Origin of the sequence: Phytohabitans flavus (assembly GCF_011764545.1) — a bacterium.
Taxonomy (GTDB): domain Bacteria; phylum Actinomycetota; class Actinomycetes; order Mycobacteriales; family Micromonosporaceae; genus Phytohabitans; species Phytohabitans flavus.
In genome coordinates this window covers 2,970,231-2,982,846 of record NZ_AP022870.1, presented here as the reverse complement: position 1 = coordinate 2,982,846, position 12,616 = coordinate 2,970,231, and the positions used below count along the sequence as shown (strand labels likewise).

Below are 12,616 nucleotides of genomic sequence, written 5' to 3'. Positions count from 1 at the left end.
GGGCGTGAAGAGGCTCGCAGTCGTGGCAGGTATGGCGCTTGTCGTCAGCGGCGCCACCGCCACCCCGGCCGTGGCCGGCAGCAGCGCGCCGCCGGCGGACAGCGGCTTCCAGAAGGTCACCCTGAACGACTTCCCGGGCGAACCGATCAGCCTCGCCGTACTGCCCGACAACCGGGTGCTGCACACCGCGCGGACCGGCGAGGTCCGCATCCACGACCCGAAGACCGGCCTGAACGTGCTGGCCGCGGACGTGCCGGTGTACGAGCACGACGAGGAGGGCCTCCAGGGCATCGCCATCGACCCGGACTTCGCCCACAACAAGTGGGTCTACCTGTACTACTCGCCGCCGCTCAACACCCCGGTCGACGACCCGGCCACGCCGGACGTGAACGAGGGTGACGCGCCGTTCGAGGGTACGGAGGCCGACTGGGCGCCGTTCAAGGGCGCGCTCCGGCTGTCCCGCTTCAAGCTGTCCGGCAATACACTGCGGCTCGACACCGAGCAGCGGATCATCGACGTACCCGTGGACCGCGGCATCTGCTGCCACGTCGGCGGCCAGATCGGCTTCGACGGCAAGGGAAACCTCTACCTGTCCACAGGGGACGACACCAACCCGTTCGAGTCCGACGGGTACGCGCCGATCGACGAGCGGGCAAACCGCCATCCGGCGTTCGACGCGCAGCGCACCTCCGCCAACACCAACGACCTGCGCGGCAAGCTGCTGCGCATCCGGGTCAAGCCGAGCGGCGGATACACCATCCCGTCGGGCAACCTCTTCCGTCCGGGTACGGCGAAGACCCGGCCGGAAATCTACGCGATGGGACTGCGCAACCCGTTCCGCTTCGACGTGGACCCGAAGACGAACCGGGTGTACATGGCGGACTACTCGCCCGACGCGGGCGACGCGGACCCGGGCCGGGGTCCGGCCGGCCAGGGCCGCTGGATGCTCATCGACCGCCCGGCCAACTACGGGTGGCCGTACTGCGCCGCGCCGGATCTGCCCTATGTGGACTACGACTTCGCCACCGGCGAGTCGGGTGCGCCGTTCGACTGCGCCCGGCCGGTCAACGAGTCGCCGCACAACACCGGCCTCACCCGCCTGCCCGCGGTCGCCGAGCCGGAGGTCAAGTACTCCTACGACCTCTCGGCCGACTTCCCGCAGCTCGGCGAGGGCGGCATCGGTCCGATGGCCGGGCCGGCGTACGACTACGACAAGCGCGGCCGCTCGCAGGTCAAGTGGCCGGAGTACTACGACGGCAAGCCGCTGTTCTACGAGTGGACCCGCGACTACGTCAAGGCGTTCACGCTGGACCGCCGCGGCGAGGTGAGCGGCATCGAGCCGGTGCTGCCGTCGTTCGTCTTCGACAACCCGATGGACATGGAGTTCGGCCCGGACGGCGCGCTCTACGTACTCGAGTACGGCGACGGCTTCTTCTCGGAGAACCCGGACGCCCAGCTCGCGCGGATCGACTTCGTCCGCGGCAACCGCACACCCACCCCGAAGATCAGTGCCTCGCCGCTGGCCGGGCTGGCCCCGCTGACGGTCACGTTCTCCAGCGCGGGCACGACCGACCCCGACGGCGACGCGCTCAGGTACGCCTGGGACTTCGACGCGGACGGCAAGGTGGACTCGACCGCGCCGAACCCGACGTACACGTACCAGGAGAACGGCTCGTACCGCCCGACGCTGAAGGTCACCGACAGCACGGGTCGCTCCGCCTCGGCCGAGCTGCCGTTCTTCGTCGGCCCGATCGCGCCGGTGGTCAGCTTCGTGACCCCGGTCGAGGGGCAGCCGTTCGAGTTCGGGCAGCAGGTCGCGTTCGAGGTCAGCGTCCTCGACGACGAGCCGATCGACTGCTCGCGCGTCACGGTGCGGTACATCCTCGGCCACGACGAGCACGGCCACCCGATCAGCACCGCGACCGGGTGCTCGGGGACGATCAGCACCACGACCCCTGGGCACGGTGACGGCGACAACCTCTTCGCGGTCTTCATCGCGGAGTACACGGACGCGCCGAGCGATCCGGGCACGCCGCCCCAGACGGGTACGACGCAGGTCATCCTCGACCCCACCCCGGACGCGGCGGGGTAGACCGGTTCCTGGGGAATGGCTGGCCGGGCCGGGATCGGTCCGGCCAGCCTCAGGACGGCGGGCCTCAGGACGGCGGCCGGATCACCACCACCACGCCGCCCGTCTTCGGCTTGTTGGCGACCACCCACGGCGTGAGGGCGACCCGCCACATCTTCTGCTCGGCGGGTATGACGTGGGTCCGCATCAGCCAGATCCGCCCGGTGGCGCCGGGCGCGGCGGCGAGCTGTCGGGCGCGGGCGAGGCTGGCCTCGATGGCCTCGTAGGTGCGGTCCTCGACGACCACGACCCGGGCGTCGTCGGGGTACGTCGGCAGCCAACCGACCGCGAGGTGGGTGTTTCGCCGCGGGGCCGGCTCGCGTGGCCAGTAGAGCGCGAAGGCGAAGCTGCCGAGCGAGTTGACCACGATGACGTCGCCGGGCTTCCATTGGGACTCGAGGACCTGGACGCCGTAGCGCATGTCGCCCTGTTCCGTCCCGTTGGCCGGATTCACCCTCTCGGCGTCGTTGAGCCGCAGCCAGTCCTGGTTGTTGTTCACGAAGATGACGAACATCGTGACCGCCACGACGGCGGCCACCGCCGTCGTCCACTGGCCCGACCGTCCCGCCGCCCAGGCGGCCAGCCGTACGACGCCGATCGGGACGCCGGCCACGGCCAGCCCGGCCAGCGCCGCGCAGAGCACCAGGAAGAAGTGGGACGTGCGCAGGTCGAGCAGCGGGTAGGCCTTGTTGAGGCCGAGCACGGCCATGACCACCGGCACCAGCACGACGGCGATGGCGGTCGCCGGGCGGCCGGTGAACGCGACCACGAGGGCGCCGGCGCCGGCCAGGCTGAGCAGCAGCCACCAGGGCATCCCGAGGGACGGCTGAAGCTCGTTCAGGCGCAGGTTGACGTTTTCCCAGAACTGGTCGAGGTTGGGGAAGTAACCCTCCCAGTAGGTCTGTAGCGACTCGTTACGGCCGCGGGTGGTGACACCGAGGTACACCAGCAGCACCGCCGCGCCGGACACCGCCCCGGTGACCAGCGACTCCACGAGCCGGCGCCACTGCCGCCGGGCCAGCGTGGTGACGACGAGTCCGGCGCTCGCGCAGAGCGCGATGATCGCGGTGGGGTGGCTGATCAGCATGCCGACCGTGCTGAGGGCGGCGATCGCACCGAGATGCCGGCGGGACCAGTTGCGCTCGGTGAGCGACACGAGCGTGATCAGCGCCAGCGCCACGGCGGCGTCGGCCGTGTACTGCTTGAGGTCGTGCCGTATCTGCGAGGCCGGGAGCAGGATCACGCCGGTCGCCGCGGCCAGCCCGGCGAGGACACCCTCCCAGCGGTACGGAAAGCCAAGCGAGCGCCCCAGGGCATACGCGATGAGGATCGCGGCCACCAGGAAGGCGAGCGGGAGGAGCCGCAGGTAGTCGACGTCCGGCACGAGGCGCAGCAGGAACGTCCAGCCGAGGGGGGTGGACGAGGTGGCCAAGGGCAGGTCGGACAGCGGCAGCCGCACGGAGGCGGCCACCCAGGCCTCGTCCAGCCAGTAGTTCGCCTTCATCATCACGTAGATGTTGTGCAGGGCGAACAGCAGCACGACCGCCAGCGTCCCGGCCGCGGCGTCGACGTAGAACCGGCGGGCGGTGGCTCGCGCGCGGGCTGGCCACCGGGTGCGCTCCGCCGCTGGTGGCTCCGGGTCCGCGGTCTGGGTGGCGGAGGCAGTGGTCATCGAGGGCCGGGCGCTACTTGGTCAGCGCGGCGGGGCGGCGACCCACCCGCATGCGCAGGATGATCCACAGCGCCTCGATGCCGTCCCAAGCGGTGATCTTCTTGCCCTGCTCCCGCCCACGGGCGCGGTACGAGATCGGGATCTCGTACGGCCGGTAGCCCATGCGCAGCAGCTTGCCCGTCGCCTCGGCCTCCATACCGAACCCGGCGGACTTGATGTCCAGCCGGCGGTACAGCTCGAGCGGCATCAGCTTGAAGCAGGTCTCCAGGTCGCTGATGTAGCAGTTGAAGAGCACGTTCGCGAACGTGGTCACGAACTTGTTGCCCATCACGTACCAGAACGAGAACGAGGAGTGGCTGCCGAACGTCCGGGTGCCGTAGACGACCTCGGCCTCGCCGGCGATCACCGGAGCGAGCAGGCCGGGGATCTCCTCCGGCGAGTACTCCAGGTCGGCGTCGCATATGATCATGTAGTCGCCGGACGCGGATTCGGCGGCCGTGCGGATCGCCGCGCCCTTTCCACGGTTGCGCTCGTGCGTGATCACGCGCGCCCGGACGTCGTCGATGGCGGCCAGCGCCTCCGCGGTGCCGTCGCTACTGCCGTCGTTGACGATGACGAGCTCGAAGTCCACGGGGTAGGTCACGCCGAGCACCCGCTTGACGGCAACCTCGATCGTCCGTGCCTCGTTGTAGACCGGCATCAAGATCGACAACTTCATGGCGCCCCCAGTAAAATGTTCGCGGCCCTACGACCGCGCAGACCCTACCAGCTTCGCCGAAATCCGGCCCGCCGCGCTGTGCTAGACGGCCGTCCGGCGTGCCTGGCGCCGTCCTGGCCTGCGGTGGGTCAAGATCTGGGCGTGGCACTGGCCGAGGATCTCGACACTTCGACGCTGACCTCACGGCAGCGTGACATTCTCACCGTAATCCGGGACTGGGTGATCCGGTACGGCTATCCACCCTCGACTCGGGAGATCGGCGACGCGGTCGGGCTCGCGTCGACCTCGTCGGTCAGCCGCCACCTGCGCGTGCTGGAGGACCTCGGGTTCCTGCGCCGGGGCCGTACGGCCACCCGCCCGGTCGACGTGCGCCTGTTCCTCGGCATGGCCGGCGCCGCGGAGCACAGCGACCCGGCGACCGTCGGGGTACCGCTGGTCGGCACCATCGCCGCCGGGACGCCGATCCTCGCCGAGGAGACGTCCGAGGAAACGCTCACCCTGCCCCGTGACCTGGTCGGCCGGGGCAACCTCTTCTGCCTGCGGGTCCAGGGCGACTCGATGATCGACGCGGCCATCTGCGACGGCGACATCGTCGTGGTGCGGCAGCAGAACGAGGCCTACAACGGCGAGATCGTGGCCGCGATGATCGACGACGAGGCGACCGTCAAGGTGTACCGCCGGCGAGGCGGCCACGTCCTGCTCGAACCCCGCAACCCGGCCTACGACGTGATCGACGGCGACCGCGCGGTCGTGCTGGGCAAGGTCGTGTCGGTTCTGCGCCGGGTATAGAGATCCTTGGGGCCGATATTTTCCCCGGTCCGCGTCACTTGCGGACCGCATGCTCCCGCGGGCACCGCGCAGGTCGGCGGCTCGCTGGCGCTCGCCGAAACCCCCGACCCGCACTGCCGGCTCCGCGGTCCAAGCCCAACCCCCGGGACCCCTCCCTTTCGCGACCTGTCGAGTTGGGCGCGCGGCCGCGCCCAACCGCAGCCCCAGACCCTTGGCTTGCGCGTGTAGGTCTCAGTAGACCGCGATAGTTCTAGGCAGCGTGGATCGTTGGCGGGCGAGTGGCGAGAGAGCGGCGTGTTTGGTCGCATTTGCTCCGCTCCCTACAAAAAACAGGCCCGTGCCGTCGGCTCGGCGATAACCAACAGATCGCTCGGACCTGGTGTTTCCCTTGATCGGCTGGTCGCGGGGTGCCTTCCGTGCGTCCGTGGCGAAAGGGCGCCCCTCCAGGGGCCATTTCTCGACACGGACGACCTGGCCACCCATCGATCAAGGCCTCGTCCGCCGATCTGTCCGGACCTTGACCCTGGAAGGTCCTAGATCCTGGGCGCATCGATGCGCCCAGGATGGGCGGAGGCGGCGCCTAGCTGTCCCATCTAGACTTCGAGATCTAGGGGAGTTAGCGCGTCATAGCAACCCAAACTCCCCTAGATCTCACCGCTGCGGGCTGAGACCTTGACCCTGGAAGGTCCGTAGGCGCACAACCGCGCAGGGAGGGCGCGGTTGGGCGTGGGCTGCGCGAAGGGTCGGGATCGGCCGGCCACGGCCCGGGGGTGAGCTTGCCGACCGCGGAGGGTGAGGCCGCGGGAGCGACGGTCTGGACCACGACGGGCGTCGCGGTAGCTCGATTCGTCTCACTCGCGGGAGGTGACGACCGCGGCCGTGGCGGCGACGATGTCCGCGATCCGCTCGTAGTCGAGGGTCTCCGGGGTGTCGGTGGGCTGGTGGTAGTGCGGGTTGCGGAAGTTCGCCGTGTCGGTGACCTGGATGGCCGGTATGCCCACGTCCCAGAAGGGTTTGTGGTCGCTGCGGGCGAAGTCCCGCACGAGCGGGGCCACCCGGTCGAGCAGTGGCCCCAGCAGCGGGAGGTCGAGCGGGTCGCGGGCGAACATGACCGAGGGCGCCCCGGCGAGGTGGGCCAGCGCGCCGCCGAGCCGGGCCGCCAGCTCCTGGGCGGACGCGCGGTAGATGAACAGGGTCCACTCGCCGCGGAACTCGCGGGCGCGCATGCGCTTGACCTGGCCCCGGTAGAGCAGGCTCAGGCCGGGCGGCAGGGTCTGGCTCGCCGGGGTCCTGGCCGTGTACCCGATGCACTCGTAGACGATCACGCCGGCCGGCTCGCGCCCGGCGGCCGCCAGCTCCCGGGCCAGCGCGCGGGAGCCGTGCATGCCGGCCTCCTCCTGGTCGAAGACCACGAGCATGAGGTCCGGGGCGGGCGGGACGATCCTGGCCAGCTCCAGCAGCCCCGCCACCCCGGACGCGTTGTCGTCCGCGCCCGGGCTGCCCGGCACGGTGTCGAGGTGGGCGCCGACGATCAGGCGGGCCGGGCCACCGGGGCCGGGGGCGGTCGCCAGCAGGTTCACGCCGGCGACCCCCTCGGTGTACGGGCGCCGCCGCACCGACCAGCCGGCCCGTTCCAGCTGGTCGATCACGTACCGCTCGGCGCGGTCCATCGCCTCGGGCGCGTGGAGGCGGCCGCGGGGCTCGTCGAGGCGCTCCACGTCCATCCGCAACCGGGCGGCGTCCACCCGGCTTCGTAGAGCGCCCAGGTCAGCCGCGGGCAGCCGGCCCAGGCGCGGCTCGGAAGCGCCGAACACGGCCGGCTAGACCGGGGCGCCGCTGCGCTCGGCCGCCTCGATGACCGACTGGAGCGCGGCCACCAGCGCGCGTCCCGTCTCGAGGTCCAGCTCGACCGCGATGCGGGCGGACGGGCCGCGCGCCGGGTCGACGAAGTCGAGCAGCAGGGCGTGGTCGAAGCGGGAGCCCACCGCGTGGTCGAAGCCGACGTTCGCGGCGGTCACCGGGAACCAGCCGGCGCCACCCTTGGCGGCACCGGCGGCCGGGACCGTCTCGGAGATGTTCGTGCACATGGCTAGCTCCCCGTGGAGAGGTGACGGCCGAAGAAGTCGAAGACCTTCGCCCAGCCGTCCATCGCGGAGTCGGCGCGGTACGCCGACCGGTGGTAGTAGAAGAAGCCGTGGCCGGCGTCGGCGTACCGGTGGAACTCGTACTCCTTGCCGTGCTTCTTCAGCTCCTCCTCGTGCCGGTCGACCAGCTCGGGCGTCGGAAACTGGTCCTCGTCGCCGAAGAGGCCGAGCAGCGGCGCGTCGAGGTCGGCGGTGTAGTCGAGCACGGAGACCGGGCGCTGCGGGACGAGGTCCTCGGGCGAGGCCACCACGCCGCCACCCCACAGGTCCGCGACCGCGTCGAAGCCGCCGGCCTTGCTCGCCGCGAGCAGGGCGTGCCGGCCGCCGGAGCAGGTGCCGAAGACGCCGACCTTGCCGTTCGCGGTCGGCAGGGCGCGCAGCAGGTCGCGGGCCGCGACGAGGTCGGCCACCACCGTGTCGTCAACGAGGCCGCCGGCCGCGCGGGCCGCGGCGGCCACGTCGTCGGGCTCGCCGTGCCCGGTGCGGCAGTAGAGGTCGGGGCAGATCGCCGTGTACCCGTGGTCGGCGAACCGGCGGGCGAACTCCCGGTAGAGCTCGTCCCAGCCCGGCATGTGATGGGCGAGCACGACGCCGGGGAAGGGGCCGGGGCCCTCCGGGCGGGCGACGTAGGCGTGGACGAGGTCGCCGTCGCCGGCTTGGTACGCGGTGACGCCGGCGACGAGTCCGGCGGGCGCGTCGGTGCGCAGTGAGTTCCACACGGGGGACAACTTAGCCGGGCGAATGAGTCTGTCAGAACAGGGTGAGCGGCTCGGCCGGTATCGGCTGGGGGAGTGGCGCGAGGTCGGGTACCCGGGCGCGTACCTCGTCGTGGAAGCGGCGGGCGAGCGCCGGCGCGTCCGCGTTGTCCGGCGTGTGGATGAAGATCGTGGGTGAGCGCCCTTCGCGCAGCCACCCGGCGGCGACCTCGACCCAGCGCTGCCAGCCCGCCACGGTGTGTTCGGTGTCGTCGCGGCCGAGGTACCGGACGATCGGCCGGGCGGTCAGCGCGCGGGTGCGCAGCGGCACGCGCGGCTTCTTCGTCCACGCCTCCCGCTCGGCGTCGCTGGTGGGCGGGCTCCTGAAGAACGCCGTGGTGTCGAACGGGACCCACTCGGCGTCGATCGCGGTGAGCACCTCTTCGAGCTGGGCCGCCGCGCGCGGGTCGGCAAAGAAGGCGGGGTGGCGGACCTCGACCGCGTACCGGTGGGCGGCCGGCAGCCGGCGCAGGAAGCGGGCGAGCACCGGTACGTCGCCGGGCGCGAACGACCCGGGCAGCTGGACCCAGAGCGCGTGCGCCCGCGGCCCGAGCGGCTCGACCGCGTCCAGGAAGGCGCGCAGCGGCTCGTCGGCGTCGGCGAGGCGGCGCTCATGCGTGACGGTCTTGGGCAGCTTGACCACGAACCGGAAGTCGGGGTCGGTCTGCTCCGCCCACGACGCCACCGTCTCCCGCGTGGGCGTGGCGTAGAACGTGGTGTTTCCCTCGACCGCGTCGCACAGGCTGGCGTAGTGCCGCAGCCGCTCGTGCGGGGGGAGTGGGTGCGGTACGAGCCGCCCCTGCCACGACTTGAGCGTCCACATCGCACACCCCACGTGTAGACGCATGGGCCCACCTCACCACAGCCGCCTGCGGGCGACGAGGAACACCGCCAGGAGTACGGCGACGACGGCACCGGCCAGGATCACGGTGGGCCAGGGGACGGACGCGGCGGGAGGTACCTGCTCGGGCGCGGAGTCGCAGGTCACGGTGGCGGGTGCGGCCGCGGTGCCCACCTCGAAGCTGGCGTCGCAGCGGGCGACGGCCGGCATGGCCAGCTCGGCGGTCACCGTCCAGTTACCGGGCGGCAGCTGGCCCGCGTACGTCAGCGTGCCGGCGCCGTCACCGATCGCCCGCAACGGGGCCGGCCCCACCCGGTGGCCGGCCGCTGTCGCGGTCAGGATCGCGCTCGCCGGCCCCGTCACCGGGTGCCCGTCGATCCACCGCGCGGTGATCCAGACCGAGCCGGCGCCGTCCGAGTGGACAGTGAGGACGGCGCCGGCGTGTGCGAGGGTCATCAGGGTCCGAACGCCTTGACTTCCAGCAGCCCGACCGAACCGGCGCCGCTCTGGAGCAGCACCCGTAGCCGGGTCGTGCTCACGCTGCCGAACGTCACCCGGTTGTACCCGTTGAGCGCGACCGGGTACCCGCTCGCGCCGGGCACGTCGACGTACGCGCTGCCGTTCCACGACTGGAGCCGCCACGACGCCGGGACGCGGACGCCGCCGTTGTCGTCGAAGAAGTACACCTCGGCGGAGGTCAGCGTCTGCGCCGACGCCCAGGTCAGCAGCGCCCACTGCTCACCGGTGTTGGGCCAGGTGCCCCAGCGCGGGTTGACGGTGTCGTTCGACGTGGCGGGCTCGGCGCCGTCGTTGATGGCGGCCACGCTCTCCCACGACGATGTGTACGACGCGGACGCCGTCGCGGTGAGCGCGCGGTTCTGGCTGGGCTGCGGGCCGGGTCCGCCGCCGGTGCCCTTGATGAGGAAGAGGTTGTCGGCGACGTTGAAGTTGGTCGCCAGGTACGAGCCGGACGCCGGGTTGGTGTGGTAGTAGTCGTCGTGGTTGCAGTCCAGCCGCTGGTCGTGCGCGCGGTCCGGGCACTTGGTCTGGATGACGACGTTCGGCCCGTCCTTGTAGCACATGACATCCCACTCGTCGACGCAGTGCGCCGCGCCGGACGCGTTGGGTGCGTTGTTGTTGACGGCGCCGAGCGTGTGGCCGAGTTCATGTGCCGCCACGCCGGCGCTCCAGCAGCCGTTGTCGGCCCGCGCGTACTCGGGACCTGCGTTGGAGCGGTTGGCGTCGGTCTTGCGGGTGTCGCCGGCGAACCCGCCGATTCCACAGTAGACATTGGCGTCGACGAACTGGAGGTACTTGCGGTCGGTACGCGTGTAGCCGGCGGCCCGGACCGCGTTGAGCAGCGGGGCCCAGTCGTTCGCGTTGAGCGCCGAGTCAGCGATCTGCACGTCCCGTACGACCGGGCGGCAGGCGCCGTTGACGTTCTCGGTCACGTACCGCACGTGACGCTCGCCGCCGGTCTCCCGGGCGCTCTCGTTGAAGATGACGTCGACGCCCTCGGCGAGGGAGCGGAAGGTCTCCAGGTACTGGTTGTAACGGCTGGTCGAGCCGTGGATGTACAGCACCTCGACCCGCCGCCCCGAGGTGCCGTCGCCCTCGCAGACCGCGAGCGCGCTGGCGCCGGCGGCCGCGGCGGCGATGGGCTGGACGGAGCGCTTGACCGAGAGGCCGGCCGGCGCGGGGTCCGGGCCGTGCGTGCACATGGCCGGCGTGACGCCCTTGACCTGGAACATCCCGGCGCACGGCCCGTCCTTGGCGGCGAGCAGTCCGCTGTAGACCATGCCGCGTGCGGCGTCGTTGGCCGGCAGGCTGGGGTCGGCCTGCTCGCCGGCGTACGCACCGCCGCCGAGAAGACCGACGAGGACGGCGATCACGAGGGCGCCGGCGGACAGCGTGAGGCGCCGGCGATGGGAGCGATCGGGCATTCGCGGTTTCCCTTCCGGAGAGAAACGGCGCGCCGCCCGGAGGCGCGGGGATCGATGTGTGTCACAGAAAAGCAGCTATAGCAGTCGATGTCAAGGCGCTGCACCGATGATGATCAACTAAGTGTTCACGTTGACATCTTCTGTTGATCACTGTGCTGAGCCCGTTAGTTTCAAAGGGCTGGCAGAGACTCAGGCCAACCCCTCTCGACCTGGAGTGTTGTCCTTGCAGCCCCGCGGACTGGCGCGTGTCCTCGCGGTTTGCGCATGCCTGGTCGCCACCGTGTTCGATGCGCCCGCGCCGGCGCGGGCGCATCCGTTCGGCGACCCGCAGACCGTGGCAATCTCGCTCGACCAGGCGCGTCCCGAGGTCGTACGGGTGCGGTGGAAGGTCGGCGGGCTCGACGACCTCACCGTGCTCGGCGTCGCGCTCGGGGTGCTGCCGCGGGACCGGGTGATGCTCGACGGGGCGGTGTTCTACCAGGACTCGGACGCCGCGGCGGTCGGCCCGTCCCCGCGGTTCGCGGCGTACCTGCGCGAGCGGATCACGGTCACCAGCGACGGGCGGGAGTGCGCCGGTACCGTCGCGCCCCCCACCGACCTGGCCCGCACCGGCGCCACGGCCGACTTCACCTGCCCGGCCGCGGTCGGGGTGGTCGCCGTCGCCGTGCGTACGCTCACCGATCTCGACCCGGCGTACCAGACCCTCGCCACCGGACCGGGTGGTGCCCGGGCGGTGTACACATCCGACGCGTACACCCATGAGTGGACCCTGGGTGACGCGGTGCCGGCGGCGGGCACCGGTCGCAGCGCCGCCCTCCAGATCACCGCGGTGGTCGTTGGCCTGGTGCTCATAGCGGGTGGGGCCGTGGTCGTGGGCAGAAGGCGGCGTGTCGCCGCATGATCACGCTCGCCGACCAGCTCCAGAGCGCGATCCAGTCGCCGGGGGTGCCGCCGGTGGCGTTCGCGCTCGCGTTCGTCGCCGGGGCCGGCCACGCGGTCACGCCGGGGCACGGCAAGAGCCTGGCCGCCGCGTACCTCGTGGGCTCGCGCGGCCGGATCCGGGACGCGGCCTGGCTCGGCGGCTCGGTCGCCGTGATGCACACGCTCTCCGTGCTGGTGATCGGTCTGGCGTGGACGTTTCTGTCCCTTTCGGACGCGATCCGGATGGAGGAGCTGACCACGTGGCTCCAGCTCGCCGCCGGGTTCCTCGTGCTGGGTACGGGAGTGTGGCTGCTGCGGCGCCGGCAGCATCACCACCATCACGGCCACGACCATGACCACCATCACGACCACGACAGGCGGCCGGGCCTGCTGCTGCTCGGCGCCTCGGGTGGGCTCACGCCGTCGCCGGCCGCGTTCCTCGTGCTCGTCACCGGACTGTTCATCGGGCGGGCCGGCTTCGCGCTGCTGCTGGTCCTGACGTTCGGCGTCGGGATGGCCGTCGTGCTCTTCGGCGTCGGCCTGCTCGCGATCGGCGGCAGCACCGCCGTCCTCCGTGGCGCGCGCACGCACGCCACCCTCCGCCTCGCCACCCGCGTGGCGCCGGTCGTCGCAGCGGCCGGCATCACGCTCTTCGGCGCCGGCCTGACCGCCGTCGCCGCGATCCAACTCGCCACCGTCCCCTAA

At 71.5% G+C, this 12,616-nt stretch carries 12 protein-coding genes; 4 read left to right on the top strand and 8 right to left on the bottom strand.

Annotated features, from left to right (window positions below; translation table 11 throughout):
• The first annotated feature begins 4 nt into the window (after positions 1 to 4).
• Positions 5 to 2,092: a PQQ-dependent sugar dehydrogenase gene (locus Pflav_RS13020; RefSeq protein WP_232071333.1), complete on the top strand. Its 2,088-nt coding sequence runs from the start codon at positions 5 to 7 to the stop codon at positions 2,090 to 2,092.
• A gap of 64 nt (positions 2,093 to 2,156) precedes the next feature.
• On the opposite strand, the gene Pflav_RS13015 is transcribed toward Pflav_RS13020, so the two are convergent.
• The gene (locus tag Pflav_RS13015) at positions 2,157 to 3,800 is read right to left on the bottom strand and encodes a hypothetical protein (protein WP_173036407.1); all 1,644 of its coding nucleotides are present in this window, start codon (positions 3,798 to 3,800) and stop codon (positions 2,157 to 2,159) included.
• A 13-nt stretch (positions 3,801 to 3,813) separates the two neighbouring features.
• Positions 3,814 to 4,518, bottom strand: a complete 705-nt coding sequence (locus tag Pflav_RS13010; RefSeq protein WP_173036406.1) for a glycosyltransferase family 2 protein — start codon at positions 4,516 to 4,518, stop codon at positions 3,814 to 3,816.
• 15 nt (positions 4,519 to 4,533) lie between these two features.
• Here Pflav_RS13010 and lexA point away from each other — a divergent pair, with 15 nt between their 5' ends.
• Positions 4,534 to 5,307, top strand: a complete 774-nt coding sequence (gene lexA / locus Pflav_RS13005) for a transcriptional repressor LexA (RefSeq protein WP_173036405.1) — start codon at positions 4,534 to 4,536, stop codon at positions 5,305 to 5,307.
• Positions 5,308 to 6,158: 851 nt separating this feature from the next.
• Here lexA and Pflav_RS13000 read toward each other — a convergent pair.
• Genes Pflav_RS13000 through Pflav_RS45360 form a run of 6 tightly spaced genes read right to left on the bottom strand, consistent with a single transcriptional unit; the run spans position 6,159 to position 10,990 of the window.
• On the bottom strand, positions 6,159 to 7,121 hold the full coding sequence (locus Pflav_RS13000) for a M28 family peptidase (protein WP_197938405.1): 963 nt from the start codon (positions 7,119 to 7,121) through the stop codon (positions 6,159 to 6,161).
• A gap of 6 nt (positions 7,122 to 7,127) precedes the next feature.
• Positions 7,128 to 7,394, bottom strand: a complete 267-nt coding sequence (locus Pflav_RS12995) for a DUF6295 family protein (RefSeq protein ID WP_173036404.1) — start codon at positions 7,392 to 7,394, stop codon at positions 7,128 to 7,130.
• 2 nt (positions 7,395 to 7,396) lie between these two features.
• A complete protein-coding gene (locus tag Pflav_RS12990; RefSeq protein WP_173036403.1) occupies positions 7,397 to 8,170 on the bottom strand; it encodes a dienelactone hydrolase family protein in 774 nt (257 codons plus the stop codon).
• A 31-nt stretch (positions 8,171 to 8,201) separates the two neighbouring features.
• Positions 8,202 to 9,029, bottom strand: coding sequence for a DUF72 domain-containing protein (locus tag Pflav_RS12985; protein WP_197938956.1), 828 nt, complete (start codon positions 9,027 to 9,029; stop codon positions 8,202 to 8,204).
• Between the two features lie 33 nt (positions 9,030 to 9,062).
• A complete protein-coding gene (locus tag Pflav_RS12980) occupies positions 9,063 to 9,503 on the bottom strand; it encodes a hypothetical protein (RefSeq protein WP_173036401.1) in 441 nt (146 codons plus the stop codon).
• The gene (locus Pflav_RS45360) at positions 9,503 to 10,990 is read right to left on the bottom strand and encodes a hypothetical protein (protein WP_232071329.1); all 1,488 of its coding nucleotides are present in this window, start codon (positions 10,988 to 10,990) and stop codon (positions 9,503 to 9,505) included. The genes Pflav_RS12980 and Pflav_RS45360 overlap by 1 nt, the downstream gene beginning before the upstream one ends.
• 280 nt (positions 10,991 to 11,270) lie before the next feature.
• On the opposite strand from Pflav_RS45360, the gene Pflav_RS12970 reads away from it, so the two are divergent.
• Together Pflav_RS12970 and Pflav_RS12965 are read left to right on the top strand one after the other, a co-directional pair.
• Complete coding sequence (locus Pflav_RS12970; RefSeq protein ID WP_173036400.1) at positions 11,271 to 11,891, top strand: hypothetical protein; 621 nt, start codon at positions 11,271 to 11,273, stop codon at positions 11,889 to 11,891.
• Complete coding sequence (locus Pflav_RS12965; protein WP_173036399.1) at positions 11,888 to 12,616, top strand: HoxN/HupN/NixA family nickel/cobalt transporter; 729 nt, start codon at positions 11,888 to 11,890, stop codon at positions 12,614 to 12,616. The genes Pflav_RS12970 and Pflav_RS12965 overlap by 4 nt, the downstream gene beginning before the upstream one ends.